This is a genomic window from Streptomyces sp. NPDC015532 (assembly GCF_043078065.1).
Classification (GTDB): domain Bacteria; phylum Actinomycetota; class Actinomycetes; order Streptomycetales; family Streptomycetaceae; genus Streptomyces.
In genome coordinates, this window is the sequence record NZ_JBIBSY010000023.1 from 26,656 (window position 1) to 41,518 (window position 14,863).

At 69.5% G+C, this 14,863-nt stretch carries 14 protein-coding genes; 3 read left to right on the forward strand and 11 right to left on the reverse strand.

From position 1 onward, the window contains the following. Positions 1-89: 89 nt before the first annotated feature. The 5 genes from ACF07B_RS39740 to ACF07B_RS39760 are packed head-to-tail and all read right to left on the reverse strand — an operon-like array spanning position 90 to position 4,966. Complete coding sequence (locus tag ACF07B_RS39740) at positions 90-1,367, reverse strand: ABC transporter substrate-binding protein (protein WP_384233048.1); 1,278 nt, start codon at positions 1,365-1,367, stop codon at positions 90-92. Between the two features lie 5 nt (positions 1,368-1,372). After that, positions 1,373-2,521, reverse strand: coding sequence for a branched-chain amino acid ABC transporter permease (locus ACF07B_RS39745; RefSeq protein ID WP_392182522.1), 1,149 nt, complete (start codon positions 2,519-2,521; stop codon positions 1,373-1,375). Further along, positions 2,518-3,399 (reverse strand): branched-chain amino acid ABC transporter permease, encoded by an 882-nt coding sequence (locus ACF07B_RS39750; protein WP_392182523.1) that lies wholly within the window; start codon positions 3,397-3,399, stop codon positions 2,518-2,520. Before ACF07B_RS39750 ends, ACF07B_RS39745 begins: the two co-directional genes overlap by 4 nt. Positions 3,400-3,404: 5 nt before the next feature. Next, positions 3,405-4,211, reverse strand: a complete 807-nt coding sequence (locus ACF07B_RS39755; protein ID WP_392182524.1) for an ABC transporter ATP-binding protein — start codon at positions 4,209-4,211, stop codon at positions 3,405-3,407. Further along, positions 4,208-4,966, reverse strand: a complete 759-nt coding sequence (locus ACF07B_RS39760) for an ABC transporter ATP-binding protein (protein ID WP_392182525.1) — start codon at positions 4,964-4,966, stop codon at positions 4,208-4,210. Before ACF07B_RS39760 ends, ACF07B_RS39755 begins: the two co-directional genes overlap by 4 nt. Before the next feature lie 190 nt (positions 4,967-5,156). Between ACF07B_RS39760 and ACF07B_RS39765 the strand changes: the two genes are divergently transcribed. Continuing rightward, positions 5,157-6,452, forward strand: a complete 1,296-nt coding sequence (locus ACF07B_RS39765; protein WP_392182526.1) for a PucR family transcriptional regulator — start codon at positions 5,157-5,159, stop codon at positions 6,450-6,452. Beyond that, positions 6,449-7,114 (forward strand): TetR/AcrR family transcriptional regulator, encoded by a 666-nt coding sequence (locus tag ACF07B_RS39770; RefSeq protein ID WP_392182527.1) that lies wholly within the window; start codon positions 6,449-6,451, stop codon positions 7,112-7,114. The genes ACF07B_RS39765 and ACF07B_RS39770 overlap by 4 nt, the downstream gene beginning before the upstream one ends. A 52-nt stretch (positions 7,115-7,166) precedes the next feature. Here ACF07B_RS39770 and ACF07B_RS39775 read toward each other — a convergent pair whose 3' ends face one another. From ACF07B_RS39775 to ACF07B_RS39800, 6 genes are all read right to left on the reverse strand, one after another. After that, positions 7,167-7,331: a hypothetical protein gene (locus ACF07B_RS39775; protein WP_392182528.1), complete on the reverse strand. Its 165-nt coding sequence runs from the start codon at positions 7,329-7,331 to the stop codon at positions 7,167-7,169. A gap of 63 nt (positions 7,332-7,394) precedes the next feature. Continuing rightward, the gene (locus ACF07B_RS39780; protein WP_392182529.1) at positions 7,395-8,177 is read right to left on the reverse strand and encodes an SDR family oxidoreductase; all 783 of its coding nucleotides are present in this window, start codon (positions 8,175-8,177) and stop codon (positions 7,395-7,397) included. 1 nt (position 8,178) lies between these two features. Further along, positions 8,179-9,447 carry an acyl-CoA dehydrogenase family protein gene (locus tag ACF07B_RS39785; RefSeq protein WP_392182530.1) on the reverse strand — a complete coding sequence of 423 codons (1,269 nt, stop codon included), beginning with the start codon at positions 9,445-9,447 and terminating at the stop codon, positions 8,179-8,181. 231 nt (positions 9,448-9,678) lie between these two features. After that, a complete protein-coding gene (locus ACF07B_RS39790; protein ID WP_392182531.1) occupies positions 9,679-10,371 on the reverse strand; it encodes a TetR/AcrR family transcriptional regulator in 693 nt (230 codons plus the stop codon). Between the two features lie 188 nt (positions 10,372-10,559). Next, entirely contained in the window at positions 10,560-11,207 is a 648-nt protein-coding gene (locus tag ACF07B_RS39795; protein WP_384233043.1) for an HAD family hydrolase, read from the reverse strand. Between the two features lie 71 nt (positions 11,208-11,278). Then, a complete protein-coding gene (locus ACF07B_RS39800) occupies positions 11,279-12,478 on the reverse strand; it encodes an acetyl-CoA C-acyltransferase (protein WP_392182532.1) in 1,200 nt (399 codons plus the stop codon). Between the two features lie 951 nt (positions 12,479-13,429). Between ACF07B_RS39800 and ACF07B_RS39805 the strand changes: the two genes are divergently transcribed. Further along, the gene (locus ACF07B_RS39805) at positions 13,430-14,815 is read left to right on the forward strand and encodes an MFS transporter (protein WP_392182533.1); all 1,386 of its coding nucleotides are present in this window, start codon (positions 13,430-13,432) and stop codon (positions 14,813-14,815) included. Positions 14,816-14,863 lie beyond the last annotated feature (48 nt).

A 14,863-nucleotide genomic window follows, 5' to 3' on the forward strand; every position in this document is an offset into this window, starting at 1 on the left:
ATCGCAGGCACGCACGGCTCCGGGCTCCGGTGACGGGGCGAGGGCGGTCCCCAGGCGTCGGGGCATCGACGCGGACCGCCCTCGCCGGTTCACTTCGCCGCCGGGCCGAACTCCTTGCGGGTGTCGACCGGCTCGCCGAACAGCTGCCACCGCTCGCCCTTGAACCGCATCAGCTGCATCGTCTCCAGCGGGAAGGCGTCACCGTGGCCGGTGGACATGGTGACCCCGGGCAGCAGCATGCCCACCTTCACGTCCTTCAGGCTGCGCACCGCGTCCCGCAGTCCTTCCCTGGTCGGGCACTTCATCGTGTCCAGGGCCTGGTGCAGGCTGGAGGCGACGGCCCAGCCGTAGGCGTTGAACTGGTTGGCCGGGTCGGCGTCGGGTGCGTATGTGTGGAGCGCGTCCTTGTACGCCTTCATCTCCGGGTCGGTGGCCCACTGCGGGTCGGCGGGGTCCTTGAAGTAGGTGGCCGAGACCACGCCTTGGACGTTCTTGAACCCGACCGGCTTGAGCACGGCGGCGGACGAGGCCACGTTGTTCACGATGTGCAGCGGGTTCCACTTGGTGTTCTTGGCGTCGGCGGCGAGGGCCTGGCTGCCGAACTTGGGGGTGGTGACATCCAGCAGCACGTCCGCCTTGGAGCGTGCGAGGCTCGCCACCTGTGCCGACACGGAGGGGTCGGTGACCTCGTAGCTCTCCTCGGCGACCACCTTGACGCCGCTGCCTGCGACGGCCTTCTTGAACCCGCCGAGCAGATCCTTGCCGAAGTCGTCGTTCTGGTAGAGGACCGCGACCTTGGCCTTGGGCCTCGCGTCCTTGAGGTACTTGGCGTACACACGTGCCTCGGCCACGTAGTTGGGCTGCCAGCCGATGGTCCAGGGGTGCTGGTCGCCCGTGCCCCAGGCGGAGGCACCCGTCGCGACGAAGGGCTGGGGCACCTTCTGCTTGTTGAGGTAGTCCCACACGGCTGCCGTGGACGGGGTGCCCAGGGTCTGGAACACCGCGAAGACCTTTTCCTGCTCGACGAGTCTGCGGGCCTCCTCGACCGCCTTGGGCGGCTGGTAGCCGTCGTCGCGGACGACGAACTCGACCTTGCGGCCGTCTATGCCGCCCTCGTCGTTGACGTGACTGAAGTAGGCGGCCACGCCCTTGCTGATCGTGCCGTACGCGGAGGCAGGTCCCGACAGCGGGTAGATCCCACCCAGCTTGATGGTCTTGTCGGTGATGCCGGTGGTCTGCTGGCCCTTGCACGCGCCACCGGCGGTGGTGTCCTGGGCGTCCTGACCTCGCTGGCTGCTGCAGGCGGTCGCGGTGAGCAGTGCGGCGGTCGCGGCCGCGGCCACCCGCAGAGCGGTCGTCTTGCGCATGTGGTTCATTCCATTTCCGTGCGGGGCGGTGCGCCCACGGGTTCGGCGTCGACAACTGCGGGGTCCGCAGGAGTGTGGGTCTCGGAGGGTCCGGACAGGGCCGGGGACTCCGGCTCCGCATCGGGCGCGGATCCGGCCTCTGGCGTCCGGTCGAGGGCAGCGGTGGTGCGAGGCGGGCGACGGGCGACTGCGCCCAGGACACGGCCCGGCAGACCGGCCAGTCCCGTCGGGGCCACGAACATCACCGTGATGATCAGCAGGCCGAACACCACTCCCGGCGCCGCCTCGCTGACGTCCTGGGACACGCTCGGCACGTACATCACGAACGCCGCCCCGAGCAGGGGTCCGTACAGCGAGCCGAGACCCCCGACCACCAGGCCGGCCAGCAGGGTGATGGACAGAACGAAGCCGAAGGAGTCGGGCGAGACGAAACCGATCACCCACGTGTACAGACACCCCGCGACACCCGCGAACATCGCGCTCCACGCGAAGGCGAGGGTCTTGTGCAGCGCCAGCCGCACGCCCATGACCTCGGCGGCGCTCTCGTTGTCCCGCACGGCCAGCAGTGCGCGGCCGACCCGGGACCGCAGCAGGTTGCGGGCGAGCAGCAGGGCCACCGCGGTGACGGCGAGGACGACGAAGTACATCCACTGGTCCTCGGCCAGCCCGCTCCACGCCGGCGGCTGCAGCTTGTTCACGGTCAGCCCCATGGAGCCGCCCGTCACCGGTTCGAGCCGCTTGAGCAGGGGCGGCAGGAACACCGCGAACGAGAGGGTGACCAGGGCCAGGTACAGCCCGCGCAGTCGCAGCGCGGGCACGCCGAACCCGAGGCCCAGCAGGAAGCATCCGGCGGCCGCGACCGGCAGCGTGGCCAGGTGGCCGGTCTCGTACCGGTCGAGCATGACCGCCGCCGTGTAGGCGCCCGCCGCGAAGAACGCGCCGTGCCCGAGCGAGATCTGCCCGCCGAAGCCGGTCAGCAGGTTCAGGCCGGACAGCGCCACGGCGTACACGAGCACCATGGTCAGCTGGAAGACCTGGAAGGGGGCGAAGTAGAACGGTGCGCCGACGGCGACCGCCGCCGCGACGAGGACGGTGAGCGTGGGCCGCAGCCACCGGACCCGGTCGGTGCCGAGTGACGCTGTGATGGTGCTCATGCGCGCTCCACCGCCGCCCGTCCGAAGAGGCCCTGGGGCCGCACCAGCAGCACCGCCAGAATGATCACCAAGGGGACGCCCACCTTCAGATCGGCGCCGATCACATCCACGTACGCCCCGGTCAGGGTCTCGGCGACACCCACGAACAGGCCGCCGACGACCGCGCCGACCGGGCTGTCGAAGCCTCCGAGGGTGGCCGCGGCGAACGCGTAGATCAGCACCCCGCCCATCATGTTGGGCTCCAGGAACAGCACCGGGGCGACGAGCACGCCCGACACCGCGCCGACCGTCGCGGCCAGGCCCCAGCCGAGCATCAGCACCCAACCCACCCGGATGCCCGACAGCCGGGCGGAGGCCGGATTGCAGGCGACCGCCCGCATCACCAGGCCGATGGAGGTGTGCTGGAACAGCAGGTACAGCAGGCCCATCACGACGGCCACCACACCGATGATCCCGAGCGTCGACCAGTCCATACGCACACCGGTCAGGTCGAGTCCGCCGTCGGGGAAGGGCTGCGGGAAGTCCTTCACGGTGAACGACCAGATCAGGCCGGCCAGCGCGTTGACGAAGATGAACAGGCCGACCGTGACGATGACCACCGTCAGCTCGGGCGCGCCCTGTACGGGGCGGATGACGATCCGCTCGAGCAGCATGCCGCCGGCGAAGGACACCGCGAGGGTGGCCGGCAGTGCCAGCCAGTACGGCATCCCGGACGCCACCAGCTGCCAGGCGACGTACGTCGAGAGCATGGCCAGCTCGCCCTGCGCGAAGTTGACGATCCCCGTGAACCGGTGGATCAGTACCAGGGCCAGCGCCAGGCTGGCGTACACGGCGCCGGAGCCCAGTCCTTCCACCACTTGCTGAAGCAGATCGGTCACGGCGCTCACCCGGCCTTCCGGGAGAGGACGGAGACCCCGAGGTACACCTCGGCGACCTGCCCGTCCTCGCGGATCTGTGCGGCCGGTCCGGACAGCACCAGGCGGCCGGCCTCCAGTACGTGGGCCCTGTGCGCGATATCCAGCGCGAGCTGGGCGTTCTGCTCGACGACGACCACAGTGGTGCGTTCCTCCTCGTTGACGGCACGGACGATCTCGAACAGCTCGCGGGTGACCAGCGGCGCGAGCCCCAGGGACGGCTCGTCCAGGAGCAGCAGCGAGGGCCGCAGCATCAGCGCCCTGCCGACGGCGAGCATCTGCTGCTCGCCGCCGCTGAGGCTGCCGGCGGCCTGCCGCGACCGCTGGCGCAGTTTGGGGAAGTAGTCGTAGATCCGTTCCAGGTCGGCCACCACGGCCGCGCGCTCGGTGCGGCCCCGCCGCCGCGGGCCGGTGCGCAGGTGGGCGCCGATGCGCAGGTTCTCCTCGACGGTCAGGTCGTTGAAGGTGCCCCGGCCCTCGGGCACATGCGCCACACCGAGCCTGGCGGCCTGCTCGGGCGAGCGGCCCAGGAGTTCCGTGCCGTCCAGGGTGACCGACCCGCGACCGCGGACCATGCCGCACAGCGCCCGCAGCGTCGTGGTCTTGCCCGCGCCGTTGGGTCCGAGGATCGCGCACATCTCACCGCGGGCGACGGAGAAGTCGAGACCCTGGAGCACGCGGGCCTGGCCGTATCCGGCGTGCAGGTCGGAGACCTTCAGGAAGTCCGGCTCCGCACCCGCCGCGGACTCGGTGCTGCCGGTGGTGGGCTCGCTCACGCGGCCACCCCCAGGTACGCCTCGACGACCGCCGGGTCGCGCTGGATCTCCTCCGGCGTGCCCTCGGCGATCTTGCGGCCGAAGTCGAGGCAGACCACCTTGTCGCACAGGCCCATCACGAAGGCCATGTGGTGTTCGACCACAACGAGCGTGAGGTCGAACTCCTGGCGCACCGAGCGGACCAGATCCGCGAATTGGTCCACCTCGCCGTGGCTGAGCCCGTTGACGGGTTCGTCGAGCAACAGCAGCCGGGGCCGTACCGCGAGGGCCCGCGCGAGTTCGACGCGTTTGAGCGTGCCGAACGGCAGTCCGGAGGCGGGATGGTCGGCGACGTCCGCCAGGCCGAGCCGCCGTAGCAAGTCGTCCGCCTGGTCACGTAGTGCCCTCTCCTCCCGCCGGACGCGGGGCAGCCGGAGCGCCGCGGCGAGGTGTCCGGTGCGCCCCCGGCTGTGGGCGCCGACCATGACGTTCTCCCGGACCGTGAGCTGCGGGAACAGGCCCAGGTTCTGGAAGGTGCGGGCGATGCCGCGCCCGGCCACGGCGTGCGGGGGGAGGGCGAGCAGGTCCTCGTCCTCGAACCGCACGTCTCCCCCGTCGGGAGCGCAGCGCCTGGTGAGGCAGTTGAACAAGGTGGTCTTGCCGGCTCCGTTCGGCCCGATGAGCCCTACGGCGGTGCCCGGCTCGACGGTGAAAGCGACACCGTCCAAGGCCGTGATCCCGCCGAAGCGCACGGTGATGTCTTCGACCGCGAGCATGAGTGACGCCCTTTCCGACGTGCTGGGGGGGGTGGGCGAGCGTCACAGTAGGTGGGGGCGTCGCGGGCGCACATTGGGTGTGAGCACCCAACTTCCCGGTGGCCGAACTGTGCGCCGCGCACAGGTGCCGGGAGATGTCTCACGTGGAACCTGTTGACGAAGCACGAGGAGGGCGGCGACGATCGGCCCCATGCCGCGCGGTCCCGCACTGGGCGATCCCCGACTCTCCGAACCGCTCCGCCGCGAGCGGCGGCGGATCCTGCACGCCGTCCACGACCGGGTCGAGGAGGTGGCGGAGGCCGCCGTCGAGGTGATGCGCGCGGAGATCCCGTCGTACGCACTCCAGGACGAACGGTTCTTCCGCGACGTACGGGACCAGGTGCTCGAGCACTACCAGATGCAGCTCGCGGCGCTGGCCGGCGATCGGGACATCACCCCCGAGGACCTGGTCTTCAGCCGCGCGGCGGCGATGCGCCGAGCACGTGCCGGGTTCGCCCTGGAGGACTGGATCAGTGCCTTCCGGGTCGGCCGGCAGGTGCTGTGGGACGCGCTGCTGGACTGCGCGGGCACGTCCGCCGAGGCCCAGCAGGCCGCGCTGTCCCTCGTCACCCCGCTGATGCGGTACGTCGACTACGCCAGCACCCACGCCGCGCAGGCTTACGTCGAGTACCAGCAGCACGTGGTGGCGGACGCGGACCGGGAGCGCCGCGATCTCCTGGACCAGCTCCTGGCCGGGGTGGCCCCCACGCGCGGTCCGCTGATGGCCGCGGCTCAGGCGTACGGCGTCGGACCGCGCTCACCGATGATGGCGGTCGTGGCGGTGTGCGTCGGCGACACCCGCACCGGCGACCCGACCTCGGCCGAGAACGGGTATGCCGCCAGCGCGTCGATCAGCGTCGCCGGGCCCTGGGCCGGCAGAACGCTGGTCGTCGTGCGGCACGGCGAGGTGGTGGCCGTGCCCGTGGTCCGGGCCGGCATGGCCGCAGAGGACATATGCGCCCACTTCGAGACCGTGCAGCGGCGGCTCGCGCGGGCCGGAACCATGCTCTCCATGGGGATCAGTACGGTCGCCCAGGGCGCGGGTGAACTGCCCCGTGCCTACCAGGAGGCGCGGGGCGCCCTCGACCTGGTGCCGAGCGGTGGCGGGGTGGCAGCACTGCCACGGCTGTCCCCGTTCGACTACCTGGCGCTGCGCGCCGACGACCTCGCGCGCCAGCTGGTCGATCCCCGGGTGCGGTCGATGCTGGAGGAGGACCGCAGACGCGGCGACACGCTGGCCGCCACCATACGGACCTTCGCGGAGGCGGACCTCAACCTGCGGCTGGCCGCCGAGCGCTTGCGGGTGCACCACAACACGGCGCACTACCGGTTGCGCCGGATCGAGGAACGCACCGGCCGCAATCCGCGCCGGATCGCCGACCTCCTGGAACTACTGGTCGCCCTCGCCATCCGCGACGGGGCCGAGGAAGGCGGGGAAGGCGAATGAGCGGCATGGTGGAGTCCGACGGGACCGAAGCGGCACGTCAGCTGCCGGGCGGGCAGGGGGACACGAGTCTGCCCGAGGAATACGCCGGGCAGGACGGAAGCCTCCGGCGCACGCTGCTCGACGCCGCGCTGGAGGTGTTCACCGAGCGCGGTTACACCGACGCCGGTCTCACCGAGATCGCGGCGCGCTGCGGCCTCCCGTTGGGCAGCCTCTTCCAGCACTACGGCGGAAAGCGAGGGCTGTACCTCGCCCTGTGGGAGGAGTTCCGGGAGGAGCAGGAGCGTCGGACCGCGGCCACACTGACCGCCGAACGCAACCGCGGCGTGGAGGACTCCGCCGCCCTCTTCATGGCGGGAGCCAGGGCCTACCTGGAGGGCGCCTGGGACAACCGGAGGCTCGGCAGACTCCTCGTGGAGGACGACGGCCCCGCGGGCTTCGACGCGCTGCGCCGCCAGTGGGACCGCGCATGGGTACGCCGCAACGCCCGGCTCCTGGAGATCGACGAGCGGCGACGCGCCGGCCGGGTCAGGGTGAGCGTGCTGACCACCGTCATCGGAGGAACGGCGCGCGAGCTGGGTGACTGCGGGGACGAGACGGAAGCCCGGGAGATCGTGGACGAGGTGTGCGGCATCCTGGTCCATCTGTCGGCGCAGCCTGGCTGAAACGCCCGGCACCGGGCGGAGGCGACAGGACCGGCCCCCGCCCGACGACGCCTCACGACCCGGACACCCCGCGCCGAGCGCCGCCATCGACCTCGCCCGCCGCCTCCAGGCCGAAGACCTCCTCACCGAGCTGCCCCAGGGCAACAGCGGCCACGGGGGTGTACGCCTCGGCGTCGATCGCGACGCTGTCCAGGCAAGGACCTGTCCGGCCGGTCACGTTGCAGGAAAGGGGCGGCGCCTGTCCGGCGCTGCGTCCGCGGCGTGATCGGCCGGGCAGGTCCTAGACACCGGTGTCGGCTCCCTGCCTGAACGGGAGCGCGTCACCGAGGAGCCGGCCGCCGTCGATCACCATCGTCTCGCCGGTGATCCAACTCGCGGCGTCCGAGACGAGAAAGGCGACCGCCGAGGCGATGTCGGCCGGCTCCCCTATGCGCCCGAGTGCCGTCGCGGCGGACAGGGCCTGCTCATGGTCCTTCCACAGAGCCTCGGCCAGCTTCGTGCGCACCACACCCGGCGCCACCGCGTTGACGCGGACCTTGGGCGAGAGTTCCAGGGCCAGTTGCTTCGTGAGGTGGATCAGTGCGGCCTTCGACGCGTTGTACAACCCGATGTTCGCCTCGAGGGTCATGCCGCCGACCGAGGCGGTGTTGACAACGGCGCCGCCGTGCTCGCCCATCCAGGCCCGCACGGCCAGCCCCGTCCACAGGACAGGAGCCCACACGTTCACGTCGAAGGTCTTGGCGAACCGGACGTGGTCCTGGTCGATGACGGGTCCGAAGGCCGGGTTGGTCCCCGCGTTGTTGACGAGGATGTCGAGGCTTCCGAAGCGCTCGAGCGTCAGATCGACGCAGCGCCGGGCCGCTTCTTCGTCGACCGCGTGCACACCCACGCCGATCGCCGTGCCCCCGACCTGGGCCGCGGCGGCGTCCGCCGCCTCCTGGGATCGGGAGGTGAGGACGACGTTTCCGCCGCCGGCGGTGATGGCCTGGGCGATCGCCAACCCGATACCGCGGGAGGCGCCCGTGACGACGGCGGTGCGACCGCTGAGGTCCAGCCCTGCCATTTCAGTTCACCCCTGCTTTGTGGCCGCCGGTGGTGTCCGTGCCGCTCGCCGCCGTGGTGGCCCCGTCGCGGTACCGCCGCAGTTCCTGCCTGGCGATGGCCCGCTTGTGGACCTCGTCGGGACCGTCCGCCAGCCGCAGTGTCCGCAACTGCGCGTACATCATCGCCAATGGGAAGTCCTCGGTGACTCCGGCTGCTCCATGCACCTGGATCGCGCGGTCGATGATCTTCAAAGCGATGTTCGGGGCGGCCACCTTGATGGCCGCGATCTCGGTGCGCGCTTCCTTGTTCCCGACCGTGTCCATCAGATACGCGGCCTTGAGCGTGAGCAGCCGGATCATCTCGATGTCGATGCGCGCTTCCGCGATCCAGTCCTGGATGTTGGACCGTTCGGCGACCGGACTGCCGAAGGTCACCCGCGACTGCGCGCGCCGGCACATCAGCTCCAGCGCCCGCTCGGCCGCGCCGATGGCCCGCATGCAGTGGTGGATACGACCGGGCCCGAGCCGGGCCTGGCTGATCGCGAAACCCTCGCCCTCGCCCTTGAGGAGGTCCTTGGCCGGCACCCGTACATCGGCGAAGTCGATTTCGGCGTGCCCCTCACGGTCCTGGTAGCCGAACACCGGCAGGCCGCGCATCACCGTGATCCCGGGGGCGTCGATGGGGACGACCATCATCGACTGCTGCCTGTGCGGAGCAGCGCCGGGGTCCGTCTTCCCCATGACGATGAGCACCTTGCAGTTGCGGTGCAGGGCATTGGAGGCGAACCACTTGCGGCCGTTGAGCACGTACTCGTCGCCGTCGCGCTCCATCCGCAACTCGATGTTGGTGGCGTCGGAACTGGCGACACGCGGCTCGGTCATCGCGAAGGCCGAGGCCATCGTGCCGTCGAGCAGGGGCTTGAGGTACTTCTCCTTGTGCTCGTCGCTGCCGAACAGCGTGAGCACCTCCATGTTCCCGGTGTCGGGAGCGTTGCAGTTGCACGCTTCGGGGGCGATGTGACTGCGCCCCATGATCTCCGCCAGCGGCGCGTACTCGAGGTTCGTCAGCCCGGGGCCCCACTCCGGGTGCGGGTGAAACAGGTTCCAGAGTCCGCGCCTTCGCGCCTCCGCCTTGAGTTCCTCGATGATCGGCGGCTGGAAGTGCGGGTCACCCGACGCGCGCATCTGCGCGTGGTACACCGCCTCAGCGGGGTAGACGTGTGCATCCATGAACTCGAGCAGATCCGCCTGGTACTTCTTGGCGCGATCCCGTATCTCGAACAGGGACATCTGAGCTCCTGACGGGTTGGCGTGTGAAGCCGGGGCACGGCCGAGAGCCGGCGTGGCCATGCTCTGTCGAACTTTATAATTGAATCTGGCGTCAAGTTCAACAACGGGGGACGCGGCGACGCGCGAAGAAGACCGCCCACCTCCCGCGGAGGTGACGACAAAGGGAGCCGAGAAATGAGAAGCACCCGGCAGTACCGGGTGCGGTGGGCCAGGCTGTCCAGGCTGCCGGGGTCAGCGGTGGCCGGGGAACCGAAGGGCGTTCGCCCAGAGACGGGTGACCGTGGACACGAGCTCCTCGAAGTCCACCGGTGCACCTTCTTCCTGCCGTTCGCCGACCACGAAGGCGTTGTAGGCCAGGACGCTGACCATGCCCGAAAGGGCACGGGAGGCCATCATCGGATCGACCCCACGGTCCGCGACATCCCGCGCCTGCAGGTCGGCGATGCCGCGGGCATTGCGGCGGATGAACGCGTCAGCGCGCCGGCTCCGGAACTCGCGGAACTCCGGCTCCACTTGTGCGACCTGCTCAAGAAGGGCCATCAGCTTCGCATTCCGCTTGTATGCCTCGAGATACGCGCGGTTGCTCGCCTCGAGTACCGCATAGGGATCGTCGGTACCCTGCACCCGGCCCATGCCGGGGTGCATCATGTCCTCCTGCGCCTCCAGGAGGACGGCGGCGAGCACCTCCTCCTTGTTGGCGAAGTAGGTGTAAAAGGATCCCGCCGCACATTGAGCTTCTTTGGTGATGTCGGTCAGGCGAGTGTCGAGGTAGCCGTCCCGTTCGAACACCGTCCGCGCGGCCTTCACCAATGCGGCCCGTGTCCGCGCTCCGCGCTTCGTCGTAGGCGGCTCGCGAAGGTTCGAGAGCGGTGCCATGGGAGGTGCGTACTCGCCGTCGATCTCCTCGGGCGCGGTGGTGTCCATTCCGGAAACGGTACTTGAATCCGACGCCATAGTCACAAAGGTGAGGCTGATCCCTGGCGCCGCGCGGCGCAACGGTGTCGACGGTGACGGCGCGTGGCGGCACAGAGGATCGAAATCGCTGACCGTGGGCGGCGCCTGCCAAGGATGCGAGCTTGGCCGTGCGGGTCTCACCCCTGCCGAATCGGCGATCAGGCGGTGATCCCGAAGCGTTCGGCGAGTTGACGGCGAGTGTCGGCGGCGCTGGTGTGCAGTACGCCCCCGATTCCGATCCGTGCCGCTCCGTCGAGATTCTGCTGCAGATCGTCGATCATGACCGCCTCTTCGGGGTCGATGCCCAGGCGTTCACATGCGATCGCGTAGATCCGCCGGGAGGGCTTGCGGATCCCGACCTCCGCGGAGATCACGACCGCATCGGCAACGGCGGAGAGGTCGACGCCGTCGTAGGTTCCGGTACCGAACGAATTGGACACGAGCGCGACGGGACGGCCGGCGGCTCGAAGATCACCGAGCAGCGCGAGCATGTCCTGGTCGATCGACATGCCCGCCTGCATCCGGGCCGTGAGCCCCTCGGCCGGTACGTCTGCGCCGTGGACGCGGAGGCGTTCGGCGAATCCCCGCTCGAAGCCCCCGGCGTCGAGACGGCCGCACTCATGATCGGCCAGGAGGGTGCGTGATCGCTGGTCCCGGGCGAGGAGGTCGAGCGGCAGGCGCGGGTCGCCGCCCAGCGAGGCGCCGAAGGCGGTGAAAGCCCGCAGCACACTGGAGGTGATGACCCCACCGAAGTCCACCAGGACCGCGGTTCGGGGTTTCGCCGCCGACTTCGACACGGTATCCACGTCACTCCTCACGATCGGCCCGCTGCCGCGCAATCCGACGGCAGCCACGTTCTCCAGCAGGGATGGGGACCTCAGACGACCTCGAACAGTCCGGCTGCGCCCATTCCGCCGCCGACACACATCGAGATCACCACATACCGAACACCCCGGCGCTTCCCCTCGACGAGGGCATGCCCCACCAGCCGGGCACCGGTCATTCCGTACGGATGACCGACCGAGATGGCGCCGCCATCGACGTTGAACCGCTCCGGATCGATGTGCAGTTCGTCCCGGCAGTACAACGCCTGGGAGGCGAACGCCTCATTGAGTTCCCACAGACCGATGTCGTCGATGGTGAGGTCGTGCTGCTTCAGCAGTTTCGGAATGGCGAACACCGGGCCGATGCCCATCTCGTCCGGCCCGCATCCGGCGACGGTCATACCCCGGTAGACACCGAGCGGTTCCAGTCCGCGGCGTTCGGCCTCCCTCGACTCCATCAGCACCGACGCCGAAGCCCCGTCCGACAACTGCGAGGAGTTGCCCGCCGTCACGCTGGAACGAGCGCTCACCCCACTGTCGGGCAGCACCGGGGCCAACGCGGCCAGGCCTTCGAGTGTCGTCGACGCGCGGTTGCCCTCGTCCCGGACCAGGGTGAACTCCTCGTCCCGCACCTCCCCGGACCGCTTGTCGAGAACCTTCTTGGTGCTGGTGAGCGCGACGATCTCCCGGTCGAACCGGCCGGCCTCCTGCGCCGCCGCGGTGCGCTGCTGCGACACCAGCGCGAACTCGTCCTGACGTTCCCGGCTCACGCCGTAGCGTTCGGCGACGATCTCCGCCGTCTGCAACATCGGCATGTAGATCCCCGGCTTGTGCTCGACCAGCCAGGGATCCGTCATGCGGTGGGTGTTCATGTGGTCGTTCTGCACCAGGGAGATCGACTCGACGCCGCCGCCGACTGCGACCTGCATGCCGTCCGTGACGATCTGCTTGGCGGCCGTCGCCACGGCCATCAGGCCCGACGAGCACTGCCGGTCGATCGTCATCCCCGACACGACGTCCGGAAGTCCGGCACGCAGAGCAGCCTGACGCGCGACATTGAAACCCGAGGACCCCTGCTGCACGGCGCAGCCGAAGACCACATCCTCGACCTCGCCTCCCTCGAGCCCGGCGCGTCGCACCGCGTGCGAAAGGGCATGGGCGGCAAGCTCCTGCGCCTGGGTGTCGTTGAACGCGCCGCGGTAGGCCTTTCCGATCGGCGTCCGTGCCGTCGAAACGATCACTGCTTCCCTCATGTCGCCTCACTGTTTCCTGTTGGTCCGGGTCATCCGGTTCGTCCGTGAGCTTCGGGGCAGGGATTCCGGGCGCCGCGCGCCGGGCTCGAATGCCCGCCGGGGGCGCCGAACGCCAACTGTCGTGCGGAGATGGCTCATCGACCGTCTCCTCGAGCGGCCTTCGGCGTGAGCCATGGCCGCGGTAGCGACAGGGAGTCGGCCTTCCGATCGTTATAGTTGAATTCGGCGTCATGTTCAACAGCGGCCAGGTCTTGACAGCCCCCTCCCCATCTGAAGCTACCGACCAGTCGGTATGGAGTAGGGGATCCGACCCGCCTGAGCCTCTCCCCGAGTACGGGCGTGTTCGACGCGATCGTGCAGCAGCACCGCCCGGAGGCCGCCTCTGAGGGAATCTGGGGAGTATGAACGGCGCTGGGGAGCGCGCGGGGAGGATCGATCGCGTCGCGCAGCACGAAGCGGAAAGACGCTAAAGAAACTCAACTGCGCAGGTCAGCAGCGCCGGTGACCGTATTGGCCCAGGTCAGAGCGAATCGGTGGTGAACTTCACGACGAACGACACCAGCCCACCGAGGGCGGCGCATCACCTCCACCTCTCAGCGCACATCAGTTCCGGCGCCCGTATGAGTCGCATACCGGTCCAGGCCGACCCATATCAGCACCAAGTCAGCACGGGACAGGTGAAGACTGGTGACGACATGGGCTTTTAGTCAGCACCAAACCAGCACGGGAGTCAGCACCGGACCGTCAATTCGCCCCGAACTGTGCGTCCCGGACAGTATTCGTTTCGAGCAACTTCGAGCCCCCGCACCGCCCTTCCGTGAGTCGGCATGGTGGCCGCGCGCATAGCCAACCCTCGAACTATGTTGCCCCACCACATGTGCCCCTGACGTGCGTCTTCCTACCGTGTGCCGACACGTACCCGTCCCCACCGCACACGAGGAAGTGGCGCACATGGCCTCCGCAGCAACCTCTCCCCCGACGCCGTCGAACCTCAAGCGCATCGTCGCCGCCAGTCTCATCGGCACCACCATCGAGTGGTACGACTTCTTCCTCTACGGCTCGGCCGCCGCCCTGGTCTTCAACAAGCTGTTCTTTCCCGGCTCCGACCCGCTGGTCGGCACCCTGCTCTCCTTCCTGACGTACGCCGTCGGATTCGCGGCCCGGCCGCTGGGCGCGCTCGTCTTCGGACACTACGGCGACCGGCTCGGCCGCAAACGGCTGCTCGTACTGAGTCTGCTGCTGATGGGCGGAGCGACCTTCGCGATCGGCCTGCTGCCCACGCACGCGACCGTCGGCGCCTCGGCCCCCGTCCTGCTCACCGCACTGCGTCTGGTGCAGGGCTTCGCGCTGGGCGGCGAATGGGGCGGCGCGGTCCTGCTGGTGTCCGAACACGGCGACGCGAAACGGCGGGGGTTCTGGGCGTCGTGGCCACAGACAGGAGCTCCCGCGGGCCAGCTCCTGGCGACCGGCGTCCTCTCGCTGCTCACCGCCACGCAGTCGGACGCCACCTTCCTGTCCTGGGGCTGGCGCGTCCCGTTCCTCCTCTCCGGCGTCCTGGTCGTCGTCGGTTTGTGGATACGTCTGTCTGTCGATGAATCGCCCGTGTTCAAGCAGGCACTGGCACAGGCCGAGGCCCGCAAGGTGGCCGGAGCGGACGAGCCGGAGAAGCTTCCGCTGGTCTCCGTCCTGCGCCACCACTGGCGTGACGTGCTCGTCGCGATGGGCGCCCGCATGGCCGAGAACATCAGCTACTACGTGATCACCGCCTTCATCCTCGTGTACGCCACCACCTCCGCGGGTGTCTCCCGGCAGACCGCGCTCAACGCCGTTCTCATCGCCTCGGCCGTGCACTTCGCCGTCATCCCGGCCTGGGGCGCCCTCTCCGACCGCATCGGCCGCCGCCCCGTCTATCTGCTCGGCGCCGCGGGTGTCGGCCTCTGGATGTTCCCGTTCTTCTCCCTCATCGACACCGGCGGCTTCGCGAACCTGATCCTCGCCGTCACCGTCGGCCTGGTCCTTCACGGCGCCATGTACGCACCCCAGGCCGCGTTCTTCTCCGAGATGTTCGCGACCCGGATGCGCTACTCCGGTGCCTCCATCGGGGCCCAGTTCGCCTCCGTCGCGGCGGGTGCGCCCGCACCTCTCATCGCGACGGCCCTGCTCTCCTCGTACGACAGCTCCACTCCCGTCTCCCTGTATGTGATCGGGGCGGTCCTGCTGACCCTGATCGCCGTGGGCTTCGCGAAGGAGACCCGCGACCGCGACCTGTCCGCCGTCGAGGACGTGACCGACGCCCAGCCGGCACCGGTCGCGCCGGCGGACGCCCGTACGGTCTGACCACGCGCCCGCACTCCCCGATCCCCGTACGCGGTGCCGTGTGCGGGG